Below are 24,970 nucleotides of genomic sequence, written 5' to 3'. Positions count from 1 at the left end.
CTAAGCCAAGCTCGGGCATGGGTGCTCAGGCACCCACGGGGGAAGCATGCAGGGTTTGGCATCTCTGGGTGTCGGGCAATGGCTCGGTGCGGCGGGACTCGTGGCCGCGTCGTTGCTGGTTGCCTGGCTGGAAGGCAAGCGCTCGGCATGGCCCCTGGGCTTTGCAACCTTCTTCCTTCTCTTTGGCCTCGCGCATCTCGTTTTTCCAGGCAACATCGTCGCCTTGTGGGCTGCGTTGATGTTGACCGCGGCGATCGGCATCGTTTCCAAACTGAAATATCATCATCTCGGTTTCAATTTTCTGGCCGGCGATATCTATCATCTCGCGGCAAGCAGTTTTCGCACTGTTCTGGCCGACCACGCGCGCATGGTAATTCCCGCCCTCGCCGGCATGATCGCGATCCTCGCCCTGATCGTTGTTCTGGCGTCGACGTTTGCAGAGCCGGCAATGCCGTTGCCACAGCGGCTTGCGTTGTTCGGAGCGACGGCGATTGCTTATCTGTGCGTCTTCTGGGTGAGTGGAGGGTTGAAGCGGTTTCGCTTCCACCACCTGACCGACGACCGGGTTCATCTCTCCGCCTTTGTCGCCTCATGGTTTGGTGCGGGTCCGTCGCGGCGGCCAGGCTTTGTCGACATCGATCCGGACCCACTGCCGCTCTTGCCGCCAGTGGCGGCAAGACGGTCGGCGAATGAGAAACCGCCGCATATCGTCATGATCATGCATGAATCAACATTCGACCCGCGACGGCTCGGCATACCCGTCAATCAGGCATTCGAGCCGTTCTTCACACCGCCGGACGGCCTCTGTGGAACGCTGCATGTCGACGTCTTTGGCGGCAGCACTCTGCAGACGGAGTTTTCGGTGCTGACGGGCCTTTCCTCGCTGTCTTTCGGCAACGACAGCCGTTTCGTCTTCCATCTTCTGAGCGGGCGCGTGCGGCATGCGCTTCCCTCCGTCCTGACCGGCATCGGCTACGGCGTGTCGCATACCAGCTGCGACCGGCCTTCCTTCGTCAGCTGCGGCCGGTTCTACAAGTCGATCGGCTTCAATGATGTCAGCTATGCCGAAACCCTGCCGCCCCCGTTCGATGCCGAACGCTGGAAGCGGGAAAATCATGACGAGCAGCTCTATGACCATGGGCTTGACCAGCTTTCGCGTCGCTTGGCGGATGGCAGGCCTTGCTTTCTTTCGATAACGACACTGATGAACCATGGCGACCACCGCCGCCGCATCTTCCCGGTCGACCGCCATGCCGAACTGCGCCGCGAGGCCGTCGCCGCGACTGGCGTCGCATCCTATGGCGAATATGTCGTGCGCTTGGCCGAGAGCGTCGCGGCTTATGCGTCCTTTCGCAAACGGCTCGAAGCCCTGCTGGACGGCCAACCGGCCATCATCATTCGCTATGGCGACCACCAGCCGTCGTTCACCACATCGCTTACTGGCTTGCCCCCTTCCAACCTGGCCTTGCGCGAGACATTTTACGCGCTCGAGCCCATCAACGGCGCACTGCCGGACGATCTCCCTGCCCCGCCAGTGCTCGATTCGGCCTTCCTGTCGACGCTGACCTTGCTGGCCGCCGGGCTGCCGCTCGATCCGGTGTTCGCCACGCGAGCCGCCTTGTTGAACGACTGTGCCGCCCCTTACTTCGAAAGCGCATCGCCGCGCAAAAGGCGTTTCCACCGCACGCTTGTCGATGCCGGCATGGTCGACCTCGCCTGATTGCCTTGCCGCCCACGGGAGGCTTCGGCTACACCGGGCGAACCACAATCCGGAGCATTCGCCATGGCCGAAACCGCCTATGACACCGACAACATCTTCGCCAAGATCCTGCGTGGCGAAATCCCTTCGCACCGCGTCTACGAGGACGAGGCGGTGGTGGCGTTCATGGACGTGATGCCGCAAGGGCCGGGCCATACGCTCGTCGTGCCGAAGGCGCCGTCACGCAACCTGCTCGACGCCGATCCGTCGACATTCGGGCCGCTTTTCACGGTGGTCCAGAAAGTGGCATTGGCGGTGAAGGGAGCCTTCGGCGCCGATGGCGTGACCATCCTGCAGTTCAATGAGCCGGCCTCGGGGCAAACCGTCTATCATCTGCACGTGCATGTCATCCCGCGCTTCGACGGTATCCCGCTGAAGCCGCACACGGGCGGGATGGAGAAGCCCGAAGTGCTGGCACGGAATGCGGAAAAGATACGGGCAGCGCTGTAAAGCTGAACAATTTCAACCGATTGCAGTTCCAGCCAGTTGCTCGATAGCGCTTGGCCGAGCGATGCCCTGCTCCAACCGCAGGCGTATAAATTCCGCGCACTGCTCGGGATTCAGGAGCGAAGTGTCGACTTCAAGATCATAGACGCCCGGTCGGTGCACCTCTTCCTGCCACAGGCGCACAGGCAATGGCACGGGGTCGCGGGGCGTGCCGGTGACATATCCCTTGCCTGTCGCGCTGGCGGCTCGCCTTTCCATGACGATCTCAATCGGGCAGCGAACGCCGACAAACAGCACCGGCAGGCCAATGATCCGGCGCGCGCAATCGGCAAGGCAGCCGAGGGGCCTCGAATAGGCATCGTGGTGGTCGACATCCACCACGACATTCAGCCCCAGCCGGCTGTGGGCGGCGATGGATTCGTACAGAGCTGCATAGAACCCAGGCACAAGGCTTTCGAGGTCCGGACGCTCGCCACCCGGCCGCAACCCGATGCCAGGTCGATATCGCAGTGGCGTGGCCTGCTCGTAGACGTCGACGCCGAGATTCATCCAGACGCCTTCGAAATTCTCCTGGATGGCTTGGACAATGCTCGATTTTCCCGATCGCGGCGCACCGTTCAGAATGATGATCTGGCCGCCCATCCGTCACCTCGTCGTTCCCAACAAAAAAGCCCCGTTTCCGGGGCTTTCTCGACTTTCGTCAGGGTCAGTTCTTTCGTGGCAGTTGCGGCACGAGGCTGCGCTTGCCGCCGTCCTTGCCCTTGGGCTCAGGCTTCTGCATCACCAGCTTCTTCGCCGCGGGCTTTTTCGCCACGGCCTTGCGCGGCTTGGGAGCATCCTCCGGCTCTTCCTTCTTCGGCTTGACCGGTGCCTCGTCGGCGAGCGATTCGAGCTTCAGCCCGGTCTCGCCGGTTTCCTTCTTCTCGACGGTGACGCGCACTGTGCCACCCTTCTTGAGCTTGCCGAACAGCACCTCGTCAGCCAGCGGCTTCTTGATGTGCTCCTGGATGACCCGGCCAAGCGGCCGCGCCCCCATGCGCTCGTCATAACCCTTGTCGGCCAGCCAGGCGATCGCTTCCGGCGACAGGTCGAAGGTGACGCCGCGCTCGGACAGCTGGGCCTCGAGCTGCATGACGAACTTCTGCACCACCTGATGGATGACCGGCACCGGCAGCGAGCCGAACGGGATGATTGCATCGAGGCGGTTGCGGAACTCCGGCGTGAACAGCCGGTTGATCGCCTCGACATCGTCGCCTTCGCGCTTGGTCGAACCGAAACCGATCGCCGCGCGCTGCGCGTCGGAAGCGCCCGCATTGGTGGTCATGATCAGGATCACATTGCGGAAATCGATCTGCTTGCCGTTGTGGTCGGTGAGCTTGCCGTGGTCCATCACCTGCAACAGGATGTTGAACAGGTCCGGATGCGCCTTCTCGACTTCGTCCAGCAACAGCACGCAGTGCGGATGCTGGTCGACGCCGTCGGTCAAAAGACCGCCCTGGTCGAAGCCGACATAGCCGGGAGGCGCGCCGATCAGCCGTGAGACGGTGTGGCGTTCCATGTATTCCGACATGTCGAAGCGGATCAGCTCGACGCCGAGCGAGGCGGCCAATTGCTTGGCCACTTCGGTCTTGCCGACGCCGGTTGGCCCCGAGAACAGGTAGGAGCCGATCGGCTTTTCCGGCTCGCGCAGGCCGGCACGCGCCAGCTTGATGGCCGAGGTCAGCGCGGTGATCGCGGTGTCCTGGCCATAGACGACGCGCTTCAGCTCGATGTCGAGGCCTTGCAGCACCTTCTCGTCGTCGGCCGAAACCGTCTTCGGCGGAATACGGGCCATGGTGGCGATCGTCGCCTCGATCTCCTTGATGCCGATGGTCTTCTTGCGCTTGGCCTCGGGCACCAGCATCTGCGAGGCGCCGGTCTCGTCAATCACGTCGATCGCCTTGTCCGGCAGCTTGCGGTCGTTGATATAGCGGGCCGACAGTTCCACCGAGGCCTTGATCGCCTCGTTGGTGAACTTCACCTTGTGGAACTCCTCATAGTAGGGCTTCAGACCCTTCATGATCTCGATGGCGTCCTCGATGGTCGGCTCGTTGACATCGATCTTCTGGAAGCGCCGCACCAGGGCGCGGTCCTTCTCGAAGAACTGGCGGAACTCCTTGTAGGTGGTCGAGCCGATGCAGCGGATCGCACCCGATGACAGCGCCGGCTTCAGCAGGTTGGATGCGTCCATGGCACCGCCCGATGTCGCCCCGGCCCCGATCACCGTATGGATCTCGTCGATGAACAGCACGGCACCTGGATAGTCCTCGAGTTCCTTGACGACCTGCTTCAGCCGTTCCTCGAAATCGCCGCGATAGCGCGTACCGGCCAACAGCGTGCCCATGTCGAGCGCGAAGATGGTGGCGTTGTGCAGCACTTCGGGGACGTCGCCCTCGACGATGCGCTTGGCAAGGCCCTCGGCGATCGCCGTCTTGCCGACGCCGGGATCACCGACATAGAGCGGGTTGTTCTTGGAACGGCGGCACAGCACCTGGATCGTGCGGTTGATCTCGGACTCGCGGCCGATCAGCGGATCGATCTTGCCGGCCTTGGCCTTGTTGTTGAGATTGACGCAATATGCGGTCAGCGCGTCCTGCTGCTGCTTTTTCTTGCCGCCTTCCTCTTGCGGCTCGGCGCCGTTCTGGCCACCCTGTTCGTCATCGGCGCCACGTGGCGAGCGTGTCTCGGATGCACCGGGACGCTTGGCGATGCCGTGCGAGATGTAGTTGACCGCGTCATAGCGGGTCATCTGCTGTTCCTGCAGGAAATAGGCGGCATGGCTCTCGCGCTCGGCGAAGATGGCGACGAGCACGTTGGCGCCCGACACTTCCTCGCGGCCCGACGACTGCACGTGGATCACCGCGCGCTGGATGACGCGCTGGAAACCGGCTGTCGGCTTGGAATCCTCATCGTAGCCGGTGACGAGATTGTCGAGCTCGGTGTCAATATAGGTGAGAACCGTGTGCTTCAGTTCGTCGAGATCGACATTGCAGGCGCGCATGACGGCGGCCGCCTCGGTGTCGTCGATGAGCGCGAGCAGCAGATGTTCAAGGGTTGCGTATTCATGGTGCCGCTCATTGGCGAGCGTCAGCGCCTGGTGAAGCGCCTTTTCCAGGCCTTGGGAGAAAGCCGGCATGTTACCTCACTTCTTCTCCATCACGCATTGCAGCGGATGCTGATTCTGTCGGGCGAAATCCATGACCTGGGACACTTTGGTCTCGGCCACCTCGAATGTATAGACCCCGCACTCGCCCACTCCATGATTGTGAACATGAAGCATGATGCGTGTGGCGGCTTCGCGATCCTTCTGGAAAAAACGTTCCAGCACGTGAACCACGAACTCCATGGGCGTGTAGTCGTCGTTGAGGATGAGGACCCGATAAAGGCTGGGCTTCTTGGTTTTGGTTTTGGTGCGCGTAATGACGGCCGTCCCACGGCCGGCCTCATTGCCGTCGCCGTCGCCGTTTTGCATTCGCACCACGCGTCTCGTGGCAGTCAAACCGATCGTCACGTATTCCTGCCTCTTTCAGATCCTCATGCGAGTTCGACATGTAGGTGTTCGATGGACGATTTTAAGCCCTTCTGTTTAGCTGACAATATGGCTAGGTGGCCAAACTTGGACGATTTTCGCAATCGTGAAGGGGCGCGGGGCCCCGGAGCGGAAATTGACATGAAAAAACCCGGCCACGTTTCCGCGGCCGGGCTTGCCCCGGGCCCAAAAGGCCAGGTCTGGGTCACGTCAGGCGAAATCACATCGCCCGGGTGAAATTACTTCGCCTTGGCGACAATCGATTCGAACGGCTTGTAGGCTTCCTTGGCGAGCTCGGCATAGAGGTCGCCAATCTTGGTGGCCTCGGCGACGAACGCCTCATAGGACTGCTTGGCATAGTCGGACTGGATCTCGATCGCCTTTTCCAGCGACTTGGCCGAAAACATCTTCTCGACCACGGCGCTGCCGGCTTCGAAGCTCTTCTTGGTGTATTCGCCAGCCTCGGTGGCGATCGCCTGCGCGCCCTTGGAGAGCGAAGCGAAGCTCTTCAATCCGGTGTCGGCAAACTCTTTGCCGTATTTGCTGAAGTCCTCATAGGTCTGGGTCATTTCACGCATTCCCTTGACGGTTGAAGCGTCCTTCTTCGGGGCGCTCTTTGTGCAATGCACGCTAGTATATTGTGCGCCGCACAAAAGTCAATATTCCGCCGGTCCTGCGGACGTGCCTGCGCAGGCAATGGCTAAAAATCGAATAAAGAGAGCTTCAAGCCCGAAGAAAATGGTGAACGCGGCGGTTACCATAAACGGATTGGTAACGCTGCCCCGGTAGCTTGGCCGGAAGTGAGGCAGGATCCCTTTGCCGCCTCCGAAGCAACGAGAATTCAAAGGAAGTAGTCAGTGCGTCAGGCGTTGTCGGGCATCGTTTTCAAATCCACCTTTTCCCTTAAAACGATCATGATCGTCGCCATGGCGATGACGTTCGTCGTTGCCGACGCCGCCTCGTCACTGGCGGCAAGGTCCGCCGCCATTGTCGTCGACGCCAAGACCGGCAAGGTGCTCTATTCGGCCGATGCCGACGGCAGGCGCTATCCGGCCTCGCTGACCAAGATGATGACGCTCTATCTGACCTTCGAGGCGTTGGCGAAGGGCAAGATCAGCCGCAACTCACCTGTCGTGTTTTCCGCTCATGCCGCCGCCGAGGCGCCGACCAAACTCGGCGTGAAGGCTGGCGGCTCGGTCACCGTCGACACCGCGATCCTGTCGATAGTCACCAAGTCGGCGAACGACTCGGCAACCGCGCTCGGCGAAATGCTCGGCGGCAACGAAACCAACTTCGCCCGCATGATGACCGCCAAGGCGCGGCAACTGGGCATGAACGGCACCGTGTTCCGCAATGCCAACGGCTTGCCTGACCCCGGCCAATTCACGACGGCACGCGACATGGCGACGCTCGGCATCGCGCTCAGGGAGCATTTCCCGCAGTATTACGCTTACTTCTCGCAGCGGTCCTTTCTCTATGGCCGCCAGCGCATCAATGGTCACAACCGGCTGCTCGGGCGCATCAAGGGCGTCGACGGCATCAAGACCGGTTATACCCGCGCCTCTGGCTTCAATCTGGTCTCGTCGGTTTCCGACGGCAATCGCCGCCTCGTCGCCGTGGTCATGGGCGGCACCTCCGGTGGCAGCCGCGACAACCAGATGGCGTCCCTGATCAACACCTACTTGCCGAGGGCTTCGACGCGCGGCGGTGGCGCCCTGGTCGCCCAGGCCGACAGCGGCAACCCGATCAAGGCACTTGCCAAGGTGCTGCTGCCCAAGCACGACGCGCCGACGCCGGACGACAAGCCGGTGGCGGTAGCCAGCGCCGATGCAGCCGTCGCCGACGACTCGACCGTTGCCCAGGACGACGACAGGTCCGACGACAATGCCGCGGTTGAAGAAACCAAACCGGTTGTTCCAGCAAGGAAGGTGAAGACAGTCATCGTCTCCGCCCCTCAGGTCGCCACGGCCCAGGTCGTGGCCGCCTACGCCGAGCCGACCCCGGTTGTCGACCCTGTCAATACGGCTTCGGTGCCGTCGGGCTGGGCCATCCAGGTCGCCTCCTCGCCGAAACAATCGGAAGCCCAGGCCTTCCTCGACAAGACCGCCAAGCAGGCACCCAAGGTGCTGGCCGACGCTTCCGGCTTCACCGTCGCCTTCGACAAGGACGGCGTCACCTATTACCGCGCCCGCTTCGGTGGCTTTGGTTCGAAGACCGCCGCCTGGAAGGCCTGCACGGCTTTGAAGAAGAAGAACATCGAGTGCTACGCCGTCCAGCAGTAGGACGGCGTCGAACAATCTCCCGGAAAAGAGTTCTGCGTCGAAGGAGACTAGTTGTGATTAGAGAGCAAGACGTCCTTGGCTTCGTTGATCCGCGCCGCCAGGAAAGACGTGCCGCCGATATCGGGGTGCAGGCGCTGCATCAGGCGGCGGTGCGCCTTGCGGACATCCGCCGCGGCGGCCCCCGCTTCAAGACCAAGGACCTTGTAGGCCTCCTCCTTAGTCATGGCGCCCGGACCTGGCGCAACACCCAGCCCTTCGCCACCGTTCGTCTCAGCGTTTTTGCGCCAGACGGGAAATCTGCCGTCAAGATACGTCTCTAGCAATTGCCGGCTCTCCGGATCGCCGGAGAGCTCACGGTAAAGTTGCTGCATTTCAGCCTGCCCCATCGCGCCAAGAATCTTGCCGTCATGGCGGCCGGCCAGGACGAGCCCTTCGAGACCGCCCGTATCGTGATCAAGCTCCATTTCGAGCGCCGCTGTCCGCACTGTTGAGCGCTTTCCAGACGCCAGCTTCGCATCCGGCCGGCTCACGCGCGTGGCGCCATACCATGCAATTGCCGCGAACAGGATGATACCGCCGATCCCTTCACGCCCGACCAGGAGCAAGGTACCCCCCACCAGCGCCAGCAGGATCGGCCCCAGCGTTCTCATTCCGCTTGCGAGCCTCGCCGGATCCGCACGCAGGAACGCGGTGGCTGCGCTCAGAAGCACCAGCAGCAATGCGCCCAGAACGACAATTGCGCCTAACATTTCCCACCGCCCCGCGGATCTCCTGCCCGTTTGGACAGCCGCGCAAATTCCCTAGACACTTTTTCTGCGCCGGAATCATGGCCTACCCCGTATAGGACGACAGCAGCGCCGTGCGATCCGGCCCTGCCGCCGATGCCATCAGGCTTGGTCGGCGCAACAACGGTCTTTGTCGACCTCGACAGGTTCTCCTCGCTCATGAATTTCAAGATGTGGCGTTGTCGCGCCGCTTGCAAGTCCAGTGCGGAGCAAGATTGAGGGCCAGCAAACCGCGGGAAAAGATCATGCCCATTCCGGTTCCATTGGGATGGAATGCTCTCTGGCGCCAACAGGACCAGGCAAACGCTTCGGCGTGATGACCTACAGCAAGCCGAGATCGGCAAGCTCGCGCCTGAGTTTCGGCGGCATCTCGATCAGCCCGGCCTTGCCCTTGCCAAGATCGAGCGGTGCGTCCGATGGTTTCAGATAGCGCCAGCCCTGAAAGGCCCGGCGCGGCTGCCAGTCGGTGCGCACGACTTGTGGATCCAGAATCAGATGACAGCGGCCAATGCCTTCGTCGTCGGTGAACGGCCGGATCTCGGTGATCAGCTGGCGGCATTGCACATTGCCCTTGATCACCCAGTAGAGCGAACCGCCATCGGTAATCTCGGCACCGCGCGTCGGCACCATGCGTGTTGTGTGCCAGTGTTCCGCCGGCTCCCCGGCGCGTTGCCGCTCGTCGAGGCGAAAGGCGATCCACTCTTCGAGATCCTCGACGCTGTCGCAGCCGACACAGAGTTTTAGAATGTTGAGAGCCATCCGCTAAGGTTTAGTCCGGGACGCCGACGCGTCAACGGCCTGTCGGACTTCTCCACAGTGCCAATCCACGGATAGCAAGCCTCACAGAGGACTCTCAGCACTCCACAACGTTGACGGCGAGCCCGCCAAGGCTGGTTTCCTTGTACTTCTCGTTCATGTCGAGGCCGGTCTGGCGCATCGTTTCGATTGCCGCGTCGAGCGGCACGAAATGGACGCCGTCGCCCTTGATGGCCAATGACGCGGCCGTCACCGCCTTGACCGCGCCCAGCGCATTGCGCTCGATGCACGGCACCTGGACAAGCCCGCCGACCGGATCGCAGGTCATGCCGAGATGATGTTCAAGCGCAATCTCGGCGGCGTTCTCGACCTGTTCAGGCGTGCCGCCCATGACGGCGCACAGACCGGCGGCGGCCATCGCCGACGCGGACCCGACTTCGCCCTGGCAGCCGACCTCGGCGCCCGAGATCGAGGCATTGGTCTTGATGATGCCGCCGACGGCCGCCGCCGTCAGCAGGAAGTCGCGGATGCTCGGCTGGTCGGCCTCGGGATGGAAATGCAGCCAGTAGCGCAGAACCGCCGGCAGCGTGCCGGCGGCACCATTGGTCGGGGCGGTGACCACGCGCCCACCGGCGGCGTTCTCCTCATTGACGGCCATCGCATAAATCGACAGCCAGTCATTGGCGAGCAAGGGATTGGGTTTGTTCTGCTGCCACTGCTCCTGCAGCTTGTCGTGCAGCATTCTTGCGCGCCGACGCACCTTCAGCCCGCCCGGCATGATGCCGTCCTGCGACAGGCCGCGTTCGATGCAGCCCTTCATGGCGCTCCAGATGCCGTCGAGGCCGGCATCAAGCTCCTCGCGCGACATCTGTGTCTCCTCGTTGACGCGCTTCATGTCGGCGATCGAAAGCCCGCTTTTGCCAGCCATCGCCAGCATCTCGACTGCATTCTTGAAAGGATACGGCACTTTCTTGCCTTCGGTCGTCACCGACCCCTTGGCCTTGATCCGCTGCAGTTCTTCTTCAGAAACCACGAAGCCGCCGCCGATCGAATAGTAGATGCGCTTGAGCAGCAGGCGGTCGCCGGCGTCATAGGCATAGAAAGCCATGCCGTTGGCGTGGCCGGTGAGCGGCGTCTTGCGGTCCAGCACCAGATCGGTGGCCGGGTCGAAACGGTAGGAAGGGTGGCCGGGTGGAGAAATGCGCTTCTCGGCGGTGATACGGTTGGCAATGCCGTCAGCCTGATCGGGATCGGCAGTCTGCGGCGTCAGGCCGGCAAGGCCGAGAATGACGGCTCGGTCACTGCCGTGGCCGATGCCGGTATAGGCGAGCGATCCATGCAAACTGGCGGCGAGTCGGTCGACATTCACGCCGGCCGGACGCGGCCAGTCATCTCCAGCGACTTCATCGAGAAACCGCGCCGCGGCCGTCATCGGCCCCATCGTGTGCGAGCTCGATGGACCGATGCCGATCTTGAACAGGTCGAAAACCGAAAGGAACACGTTGTCTCCTGGAGTCACGTCGAGGACTACATATAGGAATTCCCACGATGTTTCCGCTCTTTTGGAAATCGCGGCGCAGCACCTGCCGACCTTGTTTGCTCCGGCAGCGACATTGGTTGTCGATCGCTACATGCCGGTCATCGAAGCGATCGCGCTGAATGTGATAAATTCAGCCCATGGGCGATTCCCTCAACCTTTCGACTGCCGATCTCGCGGCGCTGGCTTTCTTCCTCGCTGTGTGGGTGCTGCACACGCTTGCCTCCGACGGCAAGCTGGTTAGCCGCGTATCGCTGACGACGGCGATGAATGCGCAACGCGAAGCCTGGATGCGCACCATGGCCGAGCGGGAGATCCGCATCGTCGACACCGCCATCATGAGCGGCCTGCAGCAGGGAACCGCGTTCTTCGCCTCCAGCTCGCTGATCGCGCTCGGCGGCTGCTTTGCCTTGCTCGGTGCGTCCGACCGGGTTCTCGAAGTGCTCAGCACGCTGCCCCTGGGCGGCGCGCCATCGCGCGCGGCCTTTCAGATAAAGGTGTTCGGACTGGTGCTGATCCTTGCGTTTTCCTTCTTCAAATTCGGCTGGGCCTACCGGCTGTTCAACTATTGCACGATCCTGATCGGTGCCGTGCCGATCCCGCACGGCGAAGCCTCGCGCAACCCGGTCACCGAAACAGCGGTGTGGCGTGCGGCGCAGATGAACATGCTCGCCGGCAAGCATTTCAATTCCGGCCTGCGTGGCGTGTTCTTCTCGATCGGCTATCTCGGCTGGTTCGTCGACCCGGCGGTGTTCGTGCTGTCGACGCTCCTGCTGCTGGCGGTCCTGGTACGGCGCCAGTTCTTCTCGGCGGCGCGGCGCGCCGTGATCGGTCAGCCGCCTGGCGCTGGAAAAGGCTGATCGATGCGGCCGGAAAGCCAATAGGCGAAAAGCCCGATCCATTCGCGAACTGCCATGGTCGTATTCTCTACTGAATCGGCCGCATTGTCGCGAAACAAGCCAACACCTTCCTTGCCTGAGGTTCGGTAGTCGACCGGCCATGGGACGGTTGGAAAGCCAGCCTTATCGAACAGCGCCTTGGCCCGTGGCATATGGAAGGCGGACGTCACCAGAAGCCAGGTCTCGCCTGGCTTCTGTTCGACAAGTTTGCGGCTGAAGACCGCATTTTCATAGGTGTTGCGGGACTTGTCCTCGAGGACAAGACGATCGGCCGATACACCCAGCGGGACGAGCAGTCGGGACGCGGTGTCGGCGTCTCCCTCGCCATCGAGGAAAAGCGAGCCGTTTCCGCCTGATACAACCACCTTAGCCTGCGGGAAGCGCCGGGCGAGGATTGCGGCTTCGACCATGCGATCGCCGCTGCTGCTCAATTCATAGCCGCCGCGGACCAAATTGATCCCGCCCTCAAACCCGCCGCCGAGCACTACGATGCCGTCGACCTTTTGCGGCAGCGGCGGTCGTGGAAAACGCTCCTCGAGTGGATTGAGCATCATCGCACCGAGCGACGTCCAGGCTGAGAGCGCAAGGATCAGAAACGCCAGCACGCTGCCGGTGGCGGCCAGCCGCCGCCAGCCGATCATGGCGGCGATCAGCCCCGCCAGCAGCAGGAAGATCGTCAGGTTGAGCGGTTGGATGAAGAACCAGAAGATCTTGGACAGATAGAAGAACATCGCTCACCTCGTCAGATGAGAAACGACCCTACCACCACTTCTGCGGCTGGAATGTGCCGGCCGCCTGCTCGATGACGGCAGCGGTCTGGAACAGCGTTTCCTCATCGAAAGGCCGGCCGATCAACTGCAGGCCGAGCGGCAACCCCTTGGCGTCGAGCCCGGCGGGCACGGCGATGCCCGGCAGGCCCGCCATGTTCACGGTGACAGTGAAGATGTCGTTGAGGTACATCTTGACCGGATCGGCGGCCATATCCTCGTCGGCGATGCCGAAGGCGGCTGACGGTGTTGCGGGGGTCAGGATGACGTCGACGCCAGCGGCGAAGACATTCTCGAAGTCCCGCTTGATCAGATTGCGCACCTTCTGCGCTTGCAGATAGTAAGCGTCGTAATAGCCGGCCGACAGCACGTAGGTACCGATCATGATGCGGCGCTTGACCTCGCGGCCGAAACCGGCGGCGCGGGTCTTCTCGTACATGTCGACGATGTCCTTGCCCGGCACGCGCAACCCGTAGCGGACGCCATCATAGCGGGCGAGGTTGGACGAAGCCTCGGCAGGCGCCACGATGTAATAGGCCGGCAGCGCATATTTGGTATGCGGCAGGGAGATGTCGACTATCTCGGCGCCGGCATCCTTCAGCCAGGCAATACCCTTCTGCCACAGCGCCTCGATCTCTTCGGGCATGCCGTCGACGCGGTATTCCTTGGGAATGCCGACCTTCATACCCTTGATCGGCTTGCCGATCGCTGCCTCGTATTCCGGCACCGGCCTGTCGACCGATGTCGTGTCCTTCGCATCGACGGATGCCATCGACTTGAGCAAGATCGCGGCGTCGCGCACGTCGCGGGCGATCGGTCCGGCCTGGTCGAGCGACGAGGCGAAGGCGACGATGCCCCAGCGCGAGCAGCGGCCATAGGTCGGCTTGATGCCGACCGTGCCGGTGAAGGCGGCAGGCTGGCGGATCGAGCCGCCGGTATCCGTCGCCGTGGCGCCGGCGCACAGAAAGGCCGAGACAGCGGTCGCCGAACCGCCGGAAGAACCGCCCGGCACCAGCTGCGCATTGTCCAGGGTTCGCGCGGTCTTGGTGCCGCCGGCGGAGACGAAGCCGCCGTCGCCCTGATGCGTTGTCGGCATCACCACCGTGTCGAGTCGCGATCGCCGCCACGGGTTGATGACCGGCCCGTAATAGGAAGTCTCGTTGGACGAGCCCATGGCGAATTCGTCCATATTGAGCTTGCCCAGCATGACCGCGCCGTCGGCCCACAGATTGGCGGTGACGGTCGATTCATAGCGCGGCTTGAAGCCGTCGAGCACATGGCTGCAGGCCTGGGTGTGGACGCCTTCAGTGCCGAACAGGTCCTTGATGCCGAGCGGAATGCCTTCCAGCGCCCCGCCCTCGCCCTTGACCAGCCTGGCGTCGGAGGCCTTGGCCATGTCGCGCGCCTTGTCGCCGGTGACCGAGACATAGGCATTGAGCGCCGGATTGGCGCGATCGATGGCCGCGAGATAGGCCTCGGTGATCTCGGTCGCGGTAATTTCCTTGTCGCGCAACCTGGCGCGGGCCTGGGAGATCGTCAGCTGGGTCAGTTCGCTCATCAAAGGCTCTTTTCGTAAAAAACCGACCACTCGGAATCGGGATAATCCAGTACCGGGCCGCAGCGCGAAAATCCGGCACGTTCGTAGACGGCCCAGGCGGCGGGATGACGATCGCCGGTCTCCAGCACCAGGCGCTTCAGGCCCTCGTCGCGCGCCAGCGCCTCGACCCGCTCGACGATCCTGGCGCCGATCTTGCGTCCGCGATGCGAAGGCCGCGTGTACATCCGCTTGACCTCGCCGACGGCGCCATCGTGGCGCTTCAGCGCACCGCAGCCGATGGCCAGGCCATTGTCGCGGGCTATGAAAACGGTCGTATCCTCACCGGCCATCTGCTCGACCGTCATGTGGTAGCAGTGCTCCGGCGGCGTCAGTTCGAGCAACGTTTCGTTGAGTTCCTCGACCAGGCCACGCACGTCGTCCTGCAGCGGTGTTTCGATGGCGATCTCGATTGCCATCGGCCCGCTACTCCACGACCTTTGGCACGAGGAAGAAATTCTCTTCGGTCGCCGGTGCGTTGGCGACGATATCCGCCGCCTTGTTGCCATCGGTGACGACGTCCTGGCGCTTCTTCATCTCCATCGGCGTCACCGAGGTCATCGGCTCGACGCCGGAAACATCGACCTCGTTCAACTGCTCGACGAAGCCCAGAATGGCGTTCAGCTCGCCGGTCATGCGTTCGGCATCTTCCTCGCTCACCGCGATACGGGCGAGACGCGCAACGCGCTTCACTGTTTGAAGATCAACGGACATTTTCTTGCCTCGGGGAAAACCAGTTCGGGCTATAGCGGCGCGGCGCGCGGTGCGCAACATGCGCTGCCAACGATCGGGCGAATGACCTCACGGCAGTACCATGCCCTCGCACAGATAGTAGCTGCCGCTGTTGCCGCTTGCCTCGCTTTCGTCGTCGATGGGCCGGACCGACACGAGATCGAGCTGCGTCGGGCTCATCCGCGTCACCGAGAGGACATCCGGAAAGACATATCCCGGTTCCTGGCAGATCGCCGTCACCGCCCAGCTTGGCGAACGTGTCGCCTTGCTGATCTGCACGAACTCGCAATTGTATTCGACGCCTTGCAGGCCGTGTGCCGAAAGCACGATGTTGCCGGCGTCGATCAGCGTCTGCAGCGTATCCTTTTTGGCCTGTGCGCAAAGCTCCTCGGACTGAAGATAAACTCCGTCGATGAAGTCGTCCGCGGCGAGCGCGGGCGACGCCGCGACAAACACGGACACGCAAAGAGATTGCCTCAAGGCCATGGTTTCATTCCGCTTTCGCTGTTTCTAAAGTGTGATCGTCTCGCCGATGTCAGGCAATGCCACTTTCACACCGGATCCTTCCAGGCCTGCCTCGAATTTCTCGGCGGTTGGATCGATCATCGGAAACGTGCCGAAGTGACAAGGGACGACCGTCTCGAACTTGAAGAAGCGGCGGCAGGCAAGTGCTGCCACCGCGCCACCCATGGTGAAGCGGTCGCCGATCGGCACGATGCCGATCTTCGGTTCGTGCAACTCGTTGATCAGCGCCATGTCGGAAAAGATGTCGGTGTCGCCCATGTGATAGAGCGTCCTGTCTTCCGGGAAATGCAGGACAAGGCCGCCCGGATTGCCGAGATAGGTGTTCTGGCCGCCCTCGCCCGGAAACGAGGATGAGTGCAGCGCCTGGACGAATGTGGTGGTGAAGCCTCCACAATCGACGGTGCCGCCAATATTGCCGGGGTTGATCTTCTTGTCGCTGACGCCCTTGCCGACCAGATACATGCAGATCTCGAAATTGGCGACCAACTGGGCGCCGCTCTTGCCGAGCACTTCCACCGCGCCGCTGATGTGGTCGCTGTGCCCATGCGTCAGCAGCACATGCGTCACTCCCTCTGCCGGCCCTTCCCAGCCGCCCGTCCAGGACGGATTGCCGATCAGGTAGGGATCGATGAGGATCCTTGCGTCAGCGGTTTCGATGCGGAAGGCCGAGTGGCCGTACCAGGTCAGTTTCATGAATGCATTCCTCGATTTTTGCCTTGCCAGAGGATAGAACGCCGATAGCCCTGAGATCAAAGGGTTACTGTGTCCGCTGCGCGTTTGGCAGAACGTGCGGCGTTGAGAGGCGAAGGACAGCCGTTGGGCATTATCAGCATCGAGGAATTGCCAGCACGGCTCGCCGGCGGCAAGACGCTGGCGGGACTTGACCTCGGCGACAAGACGATCGGCGTCGCGGTCTCGGACCAGAGGTTTTCCTTCGCTCATCCGCGCCCGGTCATCCTGCGAAAGAAATTCTCGCTCGATGCCGCCGTGCTGCTGGCCTTGCTGCGCAAGGAGAATGTCGGCGCCGTGGCGATCGGGCTGCCGATCAACATGGACGGGTCGGAAGGACCGCGCGCGCAGAAATCGCGCGCCTTCGTCCGTAACATGGCGCAGATGAGCGACCTGCCCTTCGTGCTCTGGGATGAAAGACTATCGACGGTCGCGGCCGAAAGAACGCTGATCGAGATGGATTTCTCGCGCCGCAAACGCGCCGGAAAGATCGATTCGGCGGCGGCGGCCTTTATTCTGCAGGGAGTTCTGGACCGGCTTCAGTCGCTTGGTGCGTCCGCTCGAATGGAACCCGAGCCGCCCAGCGCTGCTTGACCCAGCCGGCGATTTCGCGGCGACGGCGGAACGCCCACAGCGCCATCAGCAGAAACCCGTCGAAGATGCACGTCTTCGCCACCATGCCGGGGATAATGGCTGGATCGATGCCGAGCATCTGACCGTAGAGCTGGAAGAAGAAGTCGTGCATCTGCCGGCTGAACATGACGTAGCCGAAATTGATGTCGTTGGCCGACAGATAGAACCAGCCCCAGAAGACCGCCATCGGCGCCGCCCACAATGCGAAGACGTAACGCATCAGTGGCCTCCCTTCGGATTCGACCCTGTCCGGCCGGAGATGAGCGAAAGCAGCGAGTTGTGCGCCGCGGCCTTTGCCATGCCATGGGCGACGGCGCGGATCTCGCCTTCGCCCGAAGCGGCCGCCGCTACGGCGGACCGTCGTTCGGTGAGCATGGCGACATAGGATGCCAGAAGTGCGGCCAACTGCACGGCGACAGCCATGAGCAGCCCGTTGATGCCTTGCGCGGCGCCACCGATGACAATCAGTGACAACACGCCGGAGGCTGAGATGAAGGCGATGCGGGCAACGCTGTGGGCGCCCGCGCTGGTCGCGTCGTTGATCAGGGTTTCGACGAAGGCCCAGAAAAACAGCACCGCCACGACAAGCAATGCGGTGGCGAGTGGCGCCACCACGATGACGTTGTCGAGATCGACGAAGCGAGTGCCCTCAACGGTGGCACCCAGCACGCCGAGCGCCGAGGCCACACCGCGATTTCCGTCGATGCAGATGAGCGCGAGCAGGGCGAAAACGATCGCCCAGTGCAAGGCCAGAAAAGAGCTCAGTACATGTCGCATCGGCATTCCTGCTTCGCAAAGCAAAGGATGGCCAATTTGAACCATTCCGTGCTCTCGGCAGACAGTGGGCTTTGCCGCCCGCCGCCGCAACGGAAACCATTTGTTAAGGTTAACGGCCATCCACAGGGTGTTGCGACGATGCCGGTGAGCGCCTTGAATCAGGATGCGGTACCGGTTTGCGCGACGTTCGTGGGTCAGTTCATCGGCGGATAGAGCGTATCAATTATCATGCGCGCGTCATGGCGCGAATCGAGCATGCCATAGGTGTTGCGCCACTGACCGGCCAATCGCGTCTCGACGAAGGCATCCGCGATTCGCCCTGCCCCCAGCCGGCGCAATTCCGCAGCCGCTGCCGAAAGCGCCAGTTGTTCGGTGAGCAGCCGGGCCGAACCTTCGTCGGTCGCAGCGACCTGCATCGCTGCCTTCAGCACGCCGATCGTGCCGCGTCCGCCAGCGCCGAGATCGCGGTCGATGCCGGCCAGCACATCCTCGAACAAACCAGGCGCGCGGCCGAGCACGCGCAGCACGTCGAGCGCCATGACATTGCCCGATCCTTCCCAGATCGCGTTGACCGGAGCTTCGCGATAGTAGCGGGCGAGTGGCGCCTCCTCGACATAACCATTGCCGCCGAGACACTCCATCGCCTCATAGAGCAGCGGCGGCGAGATCTTGCAGACCCAGTATTTGACGACCGGCGTCATGGCGCGGGCAAAAGCGGCTTCGCCGCGATCGCTTGCCGCCTCGTCGAAGGAACGCGCCAGCCGGAACGACAGCGCCGTGGCGGCGGCGACGTCGAGCGCCATGTCGGCCAGCACGCGCTGCATCAGCGGCTGCTCGATCAGCGTTGAGCCGAACACCTGGCGATGGCGGGCGTGATGAACGGCCTCGGCCAGGCCGGCGCGCATGATCGCCGAAGACGCCACCGCACAGTCGAGCCGTGTCAGCGTCACCATGTCCATGATCGTCTTCACGCCGGCACCTGGTTCGCCGACCATCTCGCCGATGGCGTTGACGAATTCGACCTCGGAGGAAGCGTTGGAACGATTGCCGAGCTTGTCCTTCAGCCGCTGAAAGCGAAAGCCGTTGCCCGACCCATCGCCGAGAATGCGCGGCACGAGGAAGCACGACAGCCCCTCCGGCGCCTGTCCAAGCACCAGGAAGGCGTCCGACATCGGCGCCGACATGAACCATTTGTGTCCGGTCAGGCGATAGAACCCGCTGCCGGCGCGTTCCGCCCTTGTCACATTGGCGCGCACATCCGTGCCGCCCTGTTTCTCGGTCATGCCCATGCCGAGCGTCAGCCCCGCCTTCTCGACCGGCGGCTTCTGGCTCTGGTCATATTTGCGCGTCGTCACGCGCGGCGCCCATTCGCGAAACAGTTTCGGGCTGGCCATCAATGCCGCCAGCGAAGCGCTGGTCATGGTGATCGGGCAAAGATGCCCGGTCTCCAGTTCCGCGGTCAGATAGAACCGGGCGGCCCGGACCTGATGGCGGCGGCCGATCTCGGCGTCGCCATTTTCCCAGACCGAGGAATGCAGCCCGTTCGCCACCGAGCGGCGCATCAAGGCGTGATAGGCGGGATGGAACTCGACCAGGTCGATGCGCCGTCCCTGGCGGTCATGTGTCCTCAGCTTCGGTGTCTCGACATTGGCGAGGCGGGCCAGCTCCTGCGCCTCCTGCGTCAGCACGAAACGGCCGAGCCCGTCGAGATCCTTGCGCACAGGATCGGAAAAGCGTTCGGCAAGCTGGATCAGCAACGGATCGCCCCGCCAGGCGTTGCCGCCCGTCAGCGGCGGCGGCTGGTTCGTCACGTCGTCGGTCACGCCCAATCCTTCTACGGGTAGAGACTTGTCGTCAGAGAGCCACGAATCCGGGGCCATCGGCTAGATATAGCCAAGCGTTGCCGCCCGCGCGACGAAAATACCGGGGAGAATGGCTTCAATGCAAAGCTGGCGCTTGCGGCCGCAAAATCTCCACCCTATAGCAGCGCCTTGAGATGACCGACGCTTCGTCCCTGCCACTCTATCCTCACCGCCATCTTCTGGGCATCCGCGATCTTTCGCCCGCCGACATCGAGCTTCTGCTCGACCGGGCGGATCGGGCGGTCGCGATCTCGCGGCAATCCGAGAAAAAGACCTCGACGCTACGCGGCCGCACCCAGATCAACCTTTTCTATGAGGCGTCCACGCGCACGCAGTCGTCGTTCGAACTCGCCGGAAAGCGGCTTGGCGCCGACGTCATGAACATGTCGGTGGCAAGCTCCTCGGTGAAGAAGGGCGAAACGCTCATCGACACGGCGATGACGCTGAACGCCATGCGGCCCGATATCCTGATCATCCGCCACCAGTCGGCGGGCGCCGCCGCCCTTCTGGCGCAGAAGGTCGGCTGCTCCGTGGTCAATGCCGGCGACGGCGCGCATGAGCACCCGACACAGGCGCTGCTCGACGCGCTGACGATCCGCCGCGCCAAGGGGCCGCTGTCCAAGCTGATCGTGGCGATCTGCGGCGACATCCTGCATTCGCGTGTGGCGCGCTCGAACATCATGCTGCTCAACGCGCTTGGCGCACAGGTGCGTGTCGTCGCGCCTTCGACCCTCCTGCCCTCCGGCATCGACAAGATGGGCGTCATCGTCACACACTCGATGGCCGAGGGCCTCAAGGGCGCCGACGTTGTGATGATGCTGCGCTTGCAGCGCGAGCGGATGGAAGGCGCTTTCGTGCCTTCGGTGCGCGAATATTTCCGTTATTTCGGCCTCGATGCCGAAAAGCTGAAGGCGGCCAAGGACGATGCAATGGTGATGCATCCCGGGCCGATGAACCGTGGCGTCGAGATCGCCTCGGAAATCGCCGACGGCCCGCAAAGCGTCATCCAGGAACAGGTGGAGATGGGCGTCGCCGTACGTATGGCGGTGATGGAAGCGCTGCTCGACCCGCGCCGCAACCACGAGGGCCGCGGCGCATGAGCATAACGGTCTTTGAGCGCGCCCGCATTGTCGACCCCTCTCGCGGCATCGACGAAATCGGCTCCCTTATTGTCGACGGCAGAAAAATCGCTGCCGCCGGCAAGGCGGCACTGAACCAGGGCGCCCCGGGAGGCGCCACTGTCATCGACTGCGCCGGCAAGGCGATCATTCCCGGCCTGATCGACGGCCGCGTCTTCATTGGCGAACCCGGCGGCGAGCATCGCGAAACCATCGCTTCGGCGAGTGTCGCGGCGGCGGCCGGCGGTGTCACCTCCATCGTCATGATGCCCGACACCGATCCGGTGATCGACAACGTGGCGCTGGTCGAGTTTGTGCTGCGCACCGCCAAGGACACGGCAAGCGTCAACATCTTTCCGGCGGCGGCGATCACCAAGGGCCTCGACGGCCGCGAGATGACCGAGTTCGGCCTGCTGCGCGAAGCCGGCGCCGTCGCCTTCACCGATGGCCGCCACACCATATCAAGCGCGCTGGTGATGCGCCGCGCGCTGACCTATGCGCGCGATTTCGGCGCCACAATCGTGCATGAAACGCAGGATGCCGACCTCGCCTCGTCAGGTGTCATGAACGAAGGCCTCTATGCCAGCTGGCTCGGCCTTTCCGGCATCCCGCGGGAAGCCGAATCCATCCCGCTGGAGCGCGATCTCGCGCTGGCGCGGCTGACGCGCGGTTCCTACCACGCGGCGAAGATCTCGACGGCGATGGCGGCGGACGCGGTGAAGAGAGCGAAAGCCGACGGCGCGACCGTGACATCGGGCGTGTCGATCCACAATCTGTCGCTCAATGAAAACGACGTCGGCGAGTACCGCACCTTCTTTCGCCTGACGCCGCCGCTGCGCGCCGAGGAAGACCGGCTGGCGATGATCGAGGCGGTCAGGGACGGCACGATCGACATCATCGTCTCCTCGCATGACCCGCAGGACGTCGACACCAAGCGCCTGCCCTTTGCCGACGCGGCAGCTGGCGCCATCGGGCTCGAAACACTGCTGGGCGCGGCTTTGCGGCTCTACCACAATGGCGATGTGCCATTGCTCAGGCTGATCGAAACCTTGTCCACCGCGCCGGCAAGACTGTTTGGACTGCCCGGCGGAACGCTGAAACCGGGGGCAATGGCGGATCTTGCGCTGGTCGATCTGGACGAACCCTGGATCGTCAGCGAAAGCGGCATCCGCTCACGCTCGAAAAACACCTGTTTCGAAGGCGCGCGGCTGCAGGGCAAGGTCTTGCAAACGCTGGTTGCGGGCCGCACAGTATTCTCGATCTGACCTGGAATCACGGCATATCCTGGGGTCCAAGGTCAGCATCAGGCGCCACAAGCCGATCTAGAGAATACAGGGGGAACAATGACTTACGGCCTGATCCTGGCGCTGGTGTTCGGCTATCTCCTCGGCTCGATCCCCTTCGGGCTCCTGCTCACCCGCGCGGCCGGCCTAGGCGATGTGCGCAAGATCGGCTCCGGCAATATCGGCGCCACCAATGTGCTGCGCACCGGCAACAAGGGGCTTGCCGCCGCGACGCTGCTTCTCGACGCGCTGAAGGGCACCGCCGCCGTGCTGATCGCAGGCCATTTCGCGCCTGACCTGGCGATCTGGGCCGGCCTTGGCGCCTTTCTCGGCCATCTCTTCCCGGCATGGCTGGGCTTCAAAGGCGGCAAAGGGGTCGCCACCTATCTTGGCGTGCTGGTCGGCCTTGCCTGGCAAGTGGCGCTGATCTTCGCTGTTGTCTGGCTGGTGATGGCTTTCCTGTTCCGGTTCTCGTCGCTTGCAGCGCTGACGGCAGCCGTCGTGGTGCCCATCGCCCTGTATTTCCTGAGTGCGCCGCAGATTGCCGCCTTGTTCGTGGTGATGAGCGTGATCGTCTTCATCAAGCACCGGGAAAACATTTCGCGGCTGCTTGCCGGCACCGAGGGCAAGATCGGAGCCAAGGGGTGAGCGAGCCGTCCGCCGGGCCGCGCCTCAGCGACCGGCAGCGGCTGAGCTGGCTGCGGCTGATCCGCACCCAGAATGTCGGCCCCGCCTCCTTCCGCGACCTGATCAACCGCTTCGGTTCGGCCGAGGTGGCGCTGGAAATACTGCCGGAACTGATGATTTCCGGCGGCGCCAACAGGATCGCCCGCATCACTTCCGTTGCTGAAGCCGAGGCGGAGATGGAGGCAGCCCGGCGGGCTGGGGCGCGCTTTGTCGGCATCGGCGAGCCCGACTATCCGCCGCTGCTGCGGAGCATGGACAATCCGCCACCGCTGTTGGCGGTCAAGGGCAATGCGGCCGTGTTCCGGCTGCCGGGGGTCGCCATCGTCGGTGCGCGCAACGCATCGCTGGCCGGCATCAAGATGGCGCGCATGCTGGCGGCGGATCTCGGCCGCGACGGCTACGCAATCGTCTCCGGCCTGGCACGCGGCATCGACACCGCGGCGCATCAGGGCAGTCTTGCGACCGGCACCATCGGAGTGCTGGCGGGAGGTCTCGACCTGCCCTACCCGCCCGAGAATGCCGGCCTGTGCGATGATATTGCCGAGCGCGGCGCCATCATCTCGGAAATGCCGTTCGGTTGGCAGCCGCGCGCCCAGGATTTTCCGCGCCGCAACCGCCTGGTCGCTGGCGCCGCCCTTGGCCTGGTGGTGGTCGAGGCCGCACAACGTTCGGGCTCGCTGATCAGCGCCAGGCTTGCCGGCGAGATGGGCCGGCTGGTGTTCGCCGTGCCCGGCTCACCGCTCGATCCGCGCGCCGCCGGCACCAACGGCCTGCTCAAGGACGGCGCCACGCTGGTTACCGAAGCAACAGATATTTCCAGGGCGATCGCCCCACTGACTGGAATGCGGGCACCCGAAGTGCCGCCGTTTGAAGACCCGCCCGATTTCTCGGCCGCAACGCCACCCGGTGAGAGCGACCGCGCCAAGGTGATCGAGGCGCTCGGCCCGACGCCAGTCCCGGTCGACGAAATCATTCGTCACACTGGCCTGCACCCAGCCCAGGTCTTCATGGTTCTGCTCGAACTCGACCTCGCCGGTCGGCTGGAACGCCATGCCGGCGGCAATGTCTCGCTGGTTTTCGGGAATTAGTTGCCCTTCCCGAGAGATGGGTGACAGTCCATCTCGGATAGATGGTTACACTTTCGGCCCTTTGCAGGAGAGCAACGTGCCTTGGAAGGCGTGTAGCGTCATGGATGAGCGGCTGAAGTCTATCGCCCGGCTGCTTGGGGGCGAGAAGATGGCTGTGCTTTGCCCGTATTTCGATATCTCGCGCAAGACCGGCTGCGAGATCTTCGCACGCTACAATGACAGCGGGCTGGAAAGGCTCGCGGATCGTTCGCGCCTGGTCCTTATGGTCAGCTCATGGCAATTTGGGAACGAGCCGGGACGAGAGGTGTGACCGCATCGACGGTATGGTCAAGAAGCCGCGTTGGCGCGGTGCTGACCACTATCTAGCCCTGGAACAGTATCAAATCAGAACTTATAGGCGATCCCGATCCGGAGCTCGTTGGTCTTGACGTGTTCGTGCTCTTCCCAGCCCGAGTCAGTGTTGTCGGTGACAGTCGTGACCTTGCCGAAATCTGTGTAACGATATTCGGCCTGACCGACCCAGTTTTTGTTGAAAGCATAAGCGACGCCGGCGCCGATCGTCCAGCCAGCCTTGACTTCCGACTTGGAATCCGTTGCCGCGCCATCCTCGAACTTCGTGTGAATATCTCCCAGCGCCAAACCACCGGTGACATAGGGCAGCCAATTGTCAAAGGCATAGCCCAAGCGCCCGCGCAATGAGCCTTGGGCGTTGACGTGGGTATTGTCATCACTGCCAAACGGCCAGTCCGGATTGTGGCCGACAATTCCGGAGGCCTCGATATCGCCTTCGATGCCGCCGACAATGTTGCCCCATTGCATATTGTAACCGGCAAAAATACCTCCGGTGACCCTACGGACCCTGAAGGTATCCGAATAATCCGAATTGCCGGCAATGACGTTTTCATCCTGGATATGGTCTCTGCCCCAAGCGTAACCGATCTGGCCGCCGACATAGGCACCTGTCCAATCATACGTGGAAGCGACCGGAAGCTCATTCACAACATCGGCTGCCATGGCCGACGAAAGAGTGGTGCCCAGAATCGCTGCTGCCAGAAGGTATTTCATTGCCTGTCCCCGCGCCGTGCGCAAAACAAAATCTATATTGGGATATATCAGAAGAATTCCCTTACGGAAGCTGGCGG

The 24,970-nt window shown here is 62.8% G+C and carries 27 protein-coding genes; 10 read left to right on the top strand and 17 right to left on the bottom strand.

Annotated features, from left to right (window positions below):
* Positions 1-46: 46 nt before the first annotated feature.
* Together AC56QP_RS33795 and AC56QP_RS33790 are read left to right on the top strand one after the other, a co-directional pair.
* Positions 47-1,720 carry a sulfatase-like hydrolase/transferase gene (locus AC56QP_RS33795; RefSeq protein WP_489861608.1) on the top strand — a complete coding sequence of 558 codons (1,674 nt, stop codon included), beginning with the start codon at positions 47-49 and terminating at the stop codon, positions 1,718-1,720.
* Between the two features lie 63 nt (positions 1,721-1,783).
* The gene (locus tag AC56QP_RS33790; RefSeq protein ID WP_489861609.1) at positions 1,784-2,209 is read left to right on the top strand and encodes an HIT family protein; all 426 of its coding nucleotides are present in this window, start codon (positions 1,784-1,786) and stop codon (positions 2,207-2,209) included.
* A 12-nt stretch (positions 2,210-2,221) separates the two neighbouring features.
* Here the strand turns inward: AC56QP_RS33790 and AC56QP_RS33785 are convergent, their stop codons facing one another.
* The 4 genes from AC56QP_RS33785 to AC56QP_RS33770 form a co-directional block, all read right to left on the bottom strand.
* Positions 2,222-2,848: a chloramphenicol phosphotransferase CPT family protein gene (locus tag AC56QP_RS33785; protein ID WP_489861610.1), complete on the bottom strand. Its 627-nt coding sequence runs from the start codon at positions 2,846-2,848 to the stop codon at positions 2,222-2,224.
* Positions 2,849-2,912: 64 nt separating this feature from the next.
* On the bottom strand, positions 2,913-5,381 hold the full coding sequence (gene clpA / locus AC56QP_RS33780) for an ATP-dependent Clp protease ATP-binding subunit ClpA (RefSeq protein WP_489861611.1): 2,469 nt from the start codon (positions 5,379-5,381) through the stop codon (positions 2,913-2,915).
* Between the two features lie 6 nt (positions 5,382-5,387).
* A complete protein-coding gene (gene clpS, locus AC56QP_RS33775; RefSeq protein WP_167364898.1) occupies positions 5,388-5,717 on the bottom strand; it encodes an ATP-dependent Clp protease adapter ClpS in 330 nt (109 codons plus the stop codon).
* 296 nt (positions 5,718-6,013) lie between these two features.
* Positions 6,014-6,343 (bottom strand): phasin family protein, encoded by a 330-nt coding sequence (locus AC56QP_RS33770; RefSeq protein ID WP_256752793.1) that lies wholly within the window; start codon positions 6,341-6,343, stop codon positions 6,014-6,016.
* Between the two features lie 288 nt (positions 6,344-6,631).
* Between AC56QP_RS33770 and AC56QP_RS33765 the strand changes: the two genes are divergently transcribed.
* Positions 6,632-8,056: an SPOR domain-containing protein gene (locus AC56QP_RS33765; RefSeq protein ID WP_489861612.1), complete on the top strand. Its 1,425-nt coding sequence runs from the start codon at positions 6,632-6,634 to the stop codon at positions 8,054-8,056.
* Between the two features lie 47 nt (positions 8,057-8,103).
* On the opposite strand, the gene AC56QP_RS33760 is transcribed toward AC56QP_RS33765, so the two are convergent.
* The 3 genes from AC56QP_RS33760 to AC56QP_RS33750 all read right to left on the bottom strand — a co-directional run bounded on the left by AC56QP_RS33760 (position 8,104) and on the right by AC56QP_RS33750 (position 11,098).
* Positions 8,104-8,805 (bottom strand): DnaJ domain-containing protein, encoded by a 702-nt coding sequence (locus AC56QP_RS33760; RefSeq protein ID WP_489861613.1) that lies wholly within the window; start codon positions 8,803-8,805, stop codon positions 8,104-8,106.
* A gap of 357 nt (positions 8,806-9,162) precedes the next feature.
* On the bottom strand, positions 9,163-9,600 hold the full coding sequence (locus tag AC56QP_RS33755; protein ID WP_489861614.1) for a DUF1489 family protein: 438 nt from the start codon (positions 9,598-9,600) through the stop codon (positions 9,163-9,165).
* Positions 9,601-9,694: 94 nt separating this feature from the next.
* On the bottom strand, positions 9,695-11,098 hold the full coding sequence (locus AC56QP_RS33750) for an L-serine ammonia-lyase (protein WP_489861615.1): 1,404 nt from the start codon (positions 11,096-11,098) through the stop codon (positions 9,695-9,697).
* A 176-nt stretch (positions 11,099-11,274) separates the two neighbouring features.
* On the opposite strand from AC56QP_RS33750, the gene AC56QP_RS33745 reads away from it, so the two are divergent.
* A complete protein-coding gene (locus AC56QP_RS33745) occupies positions 11,275-11,994 on the top strand; it encodes a DUF599 domain-containing protein (RefSeq protein WP_489861616.1) in 720 nt (239 codons plus the stop codon).
* Here the strand turns inward: AC56QP_RS33745 and AC56QP_RS33740 are convergent.
* The 6 genes from AC56QP_RS33740 to AC56QP_RS33715 all read right to left on the bottom strand — a co-directional run bounded on the left by AC56QP_RS33740 (position 11,967) and on the right by AC56QP_RS33715 (position 16,344).
* A complete protein-coding gene (locus tag AC56QP_RS33740; RefSeq protein ID WP_489861617.1) occupies positions 11,967-12,764 on the bottom strand; it encodes a YdcF family protein in 798 nt (265 codons plus the stop codon). The two genes, AC56QP_RS33745 and AC56QP_RS33740, sit on opposite strands and share 28 nt — an antisense overlap.
* A gap of 28 nt (positions 12,765-12,792) precedes the next feature.
* Positions 12,793-14,358, bottom strand: a complete 1,566-nt coding sequence (locus AC56QP_RS33735; RefSeq protein ID WP_489861618.1) for an amidase — start codon at positions 14,356-14,358, stop codon at positions 12,793-12,795.
* Positions 14,358-14,813, bottom strand: coding sequence for a GNAT family N-acetyltransferase (locus AC56QP_RS33730; protein WP_489861619.1), 456 nt, complete (start codon positions 14,811-14,813; stop codon positions 14,358-14,360). Before AC56QP_RS33730 ends, AC56QP_RS33735 begins: the two co-directional genes overlap by 1 nt.
* A gap of 7 nt (positions 14,814-14,820) precedes the next feature.
* Complete coding sequence (gatC, locus tag AC56QP_RS33725) at positions 14,821-15,108, bottom strand: Asp-tRNA(Asn)/Glu-tRNA(Gln) amidotransferase subunit GatC (RefSeq protein WP_010909575.1); 288 nt, start codon at positions 15,106-15,108, stop codon at positions 14,821-14,823.
* 87 nt (positions 15,109-15,195) lie between these two features.
* Positions 15,196-15,612 carry a hypothetical protein gene (locus tag AC56QP_RS33720; protein ID WP_489861620.1) on the bottom strand — a complete coding sequence of 139 codons (417 nt, stop codon included), beginning with the start codon at positions 15,610-15,612 and terminating at the stop codon, positions 15,196-15,198.
* Positions 15,613-15,636: 24 nt separating this feature from the next.
* Entirely contained in the window at positions 15,637-16,344 is a 708-nt protein-coding gene (locus AC56QP_RS33715) for a metal-dependent hydrolase (protein ID WP_256752782.1), read from the bottom strand.
* A 123-nt stretch (positions 16,345-16,467) separates the two neighbouring features.
* Between AC56QP_RS33715 and ruvX the strand changes: the two genes are divergently transcribed.
* On the top strand, positions 16,468-16,974 hold the full coding sequence (gene ruvX / locus AC56QP_RS33710) for a Holliday junction resolvase RuvX (RefSeq protein WP_489861621.1): 507 nt from the start codon (positions 16,468-16,470) through the stop codon (positions 16,972-16,974).
* Here the strand turns inward: ruvX and AC56QP_RS33705 are convergent.
* The 3 genes from AC56QP_RS33705 to AC56QP_RS33695 form a co-directional block, all read right to left on the bottom strand.
* Positions 16,892-17,233, bottom strand: coding sequence for a DUF6105 family protein (locus AC56QP_RS33705; RefSeq protein ID WP_489861622.1), 342 nt, complete (start codon positions 17,231-17,233; stop codon positions 16,892-16,894). The two genes, ruvX and AC56QP_RS33705, sit on opposite strands and share 83 nt — an antisense overlap.
* Positions 17,233-17,790 (bottom strand): hypothetical protein, encoded by a 558-nt coding sequence (locus AC56QP_RS33700; RefSeq protein ID WP_489861623.1) that lies wholly within the window; start codon positions 17,788-17,790, stop codon positions 17,233-17,235. Before AC56QP_RS33700 ends, AC56QP_RS33705 begins: the two co-directional genes overlap by 1 nt.
* Positions 17,791-17,984: 194 nt before the next feature.
* Positions 17,985-19,670, bottom strand: a complete 1,686-nt coding sequence (locus AC56QP_RS33695; protein WP_489861624.1) for a DNA alkylation response protein — start codon at positions 19,668-19,670, stop codon at positions 17,985-17,987.
* Between the two features lie 116 nt (positions 19,671-19,786).
* On the opposite strand from AC56QP_RS33695, the gene AC56QP_RS33690 reads away from it, so the two are divergent.
* From AC56QP_RS33690 to AC56QP_RS33670, 5 genes are all read left to right on the top strand, one after another.
* Positions 19,787-20,752 carry an aspartate carbamoyltransferase catalytic subunit gene (locus tag AC56QP_RS33690; RefSeq protein ID WP_091574854.1) on the top strand — a complete coding sequence of 322 codons (966 nt, stop codon included), beginning with the start codon at positions 19,787-19,789 and terminating at the stop codon, positions 20,750-20,752.
* Positions 20,749-22,035 carry a dihydroorotase gene (locus tag AC56QP_RS33685; protein WP_489861625.1) on the top strand — a complete coding sequence of 429 codons (1,287 nt, stop codon included), beginning with the start codon at positions 20,749-20,751 and terminating at the stop codon, positions 22,033-22,035. The genes AC56QP_RS33690 and AC56QP_RS33685 overlap by 4 nt, the downstream gene beginning before the upstream one ends.
* Before the next feature lie 78 nt (positions 22,036-22,113).
* Complete coding sequence (gene plsY / locus AC56QP_RS33680; RefSeq protein WP_489861626.1) at positions 22,114-22,701, top strand: glycerol-3-phosphate 1-O-acyltransferase PlsY; 588 nt, start codon at positions 22,114-22,116, stop codon at positions 22,699-22,701.
* Positions 22,698-23,828 (top strand): DNA-processing protein DprA, encoded by a 1,131-nt coding sequence (gene dprA / locus AC56QP_RS33675; RefSeq protein ID WP_489861627.1) that lies wholly within the window; start codon positions 22,698-22,700, stop codon positions 23,826-23,828. Before plsY ends, dprA begins: the two co-directional genes overlap by 4 nt.
* A 100-nt stretch (positions 23,829-23,928) precedes the next feature.
* Positions 23,929-24,138, top strand: coding sequence for a hypothetical protein (locus tag AC56QP_RS33670; RefSeq protein WP_489861628.1), 210 nt, complete (start codon positions 23,929-23,931; stop codon positions 24,136-24,138).
* 74 nt (positions 24,139-24,212) lie between these two features.
* Here the strand turns inward: AC56QP_RS33670 and AC56QP_RS33665 are convergent, their stop codons facing one another.
* Positions 24,213-24,893, bottom strand: a complete 681-nt coding sequence (locus AC56QP_RS33665; protein WP_489861629.1) for an outer membrane protein — start codon at positions 24,891-24,893, stop codon at positions 24,213-24,215.
* Positions 24,894-24,970 lie beyond the last annotated feature (77 nt).

This window comes from Mesorhizobium sp. RCAM 05104 (genome assembly GCF_059683645.1).
This window is presented reverse-complemented; position numbering and strand designations above follow the sequence as displayed.

Bases quoted from the DNA above. Each gene is read 5' to 3' on its own strand.
- AC56QP_RS33730 (WP_489861619.1), bottom strand. From the start codon at position 14,813: ATGGCAATCGAGATCGCCATCGAAACACCGCTGCAGGACGACGTGCGT.
- gatC (WP_010909575.1), bottom strand. From the start codon at position 15,108: ATGTCCGTTGATCTTCAAACAGTGAAGCGCGTTGCGCGTCTCGCCCGT.
- AC56QP_RS33720 (WP_489861620.1), bottom strand. From the start codon at position 15,612: ATGGCCTTGAGGCAATCTCTTTGCGTGTCCGTGTTTGTCGCGGCGTCG.
- AC56QP_RS33740 (WP_489861617.1), bottom strand. From the start codon at position 12,764: ATGTTCTTCTATCTGTCCAAGATCTTCTGGTTCTTCATCCAACCGCTC.
- AC56QP_RS33755 (WP_489861614.1), bottom strand. From the start codon at position 9,600: ATGGCTCTCAACATTCTAAAACTCTGTGTCGGCTGCGACAGCGTCGAG.
- AC56QP_RS33735 (WP_489861618.1), bottom strand. From the start codon at position 14,358: ATGAGCGAACTGACCCAGCTGACGATCTCCCAGGCCCGCGCCAGGTTG.
- AC56QP_RS33665 (WP_489861629.1), bottom strand. From the start codon at position 24,893: ATGAAATACCTTCTGGCAGCAGCGATTCTGGGCACCACTCTTTCGTCG.
- AC56QP_RS33795 (WP_489861608.1), top strand. From the start codon at position 47: ATGCAGGGTTTGGCATCTCTGGGTGTCGGGCAATGGCTCGGTGCGGCG.
- AC56QP_RS33705 (WP_489861622.1), bottom strand. From the start codon at position 17,233: ATGCGTTACGTCTTCGCATTGTGGGCGGCGCCGATGGCGGTCTTCTGG.
- AC56QP_RS33715 (WP_256752782.1), bottom strand. From the start codon at position 16,344: ATGAAACTGACCTGGTACGGCCACTCGGCCTTCCGCATCGAAACCGCT.
- AC56QP_RS33790 (WP_489861609.1), top strand. From the start codon at position 1,784: ATGGCCGAAACCGCCTATGACACCGACAACATCTTCGCCAAGATCCTG.
- AC56QP_RS33770 (WP_256752793.1), bottom strand. From the start codon at position 6,343: ATGACCCAGACCTATGAGGACTTCAGCAAATACGGCAAAGAGTTTGCC.
- AC56QP_RS33785 (WP_489861610.1), bottom strand. From the start codon at position 2,848: ATGGGCGGCCAGATCATCATTCTGAACGGTGCGCCGCGATCGGGAAAA.
- clpS (WP_167364898.1), bottom strand. From the start codon at position 5,717: ATGCAAAACGGCGACGGCGACGGCAATGAGGCCGGCCGTGGGACGGCC.
- clpA (WP_489861611.1), bottom strand. From the start codon at position 5,381: ATGCCGGCTTTCTCCCAAGGCCTGGAAAAGGCGCTTCACCAGGCGCTG.
- AC56QP_RS33690 (WP_091574854.1), top strand. From the start codon at position 19,787: ATGACCGACGCTTCGTCCCTGCCACTCTATCCTCACCGCCATCTTCTG.
- AC56QP_RS33670 (WP_489861628.1), top strand. From the start codon at position 23,929: ATGGATGAGCGGCTGAAGTCTATCGCCCGGCTGCTTGGGGGCGAGAAG.
- plsY (WP_489861626.1), top strand. From the start codon at position 22,114: ATGACTTACGGCCTGATCCTGGCGCTGGTGTTCGGCTATCTCCTCGGC.
- AC56QP_RS33700 (WP_489861623.1), bottom strand. From the start codon at position 17,790: ATGCGACATGTACTGAGCTCTTTTCTGGCCTTGCACTGGGCGATCGTT.
- AC56QP_RS33685 (WP_489861625.1), top strand. From the start codon at position 20,749: ATGAGCATAACGGTCTTTGAGCGCGCCCGCATTGTCGACCCCTCTCGC.
- AC56QP_RS33695 (WP_489861624.1), bottom strand. From the start codon at position 19,670: ATGGCCCCGGATTCGTGGCTCTCTGACGACAAGTCTCTACCCGTAGAA.
- AC56QP_RS33760 (WP_489861613.1), bottom strand. From the start codon at position 8,805: ATGTTAGGCGCAATTGTCGTTCTGGGCGCATTGCTGCTGGTGCTTCTG.
- AC56QP_RS33745 (WP_489861616.1), top strand. From the start codon at position 11,275: ATGGGCGATTCCCTCAACCTTTCGACTGCCGATCTCGCGGCGCTGGCT.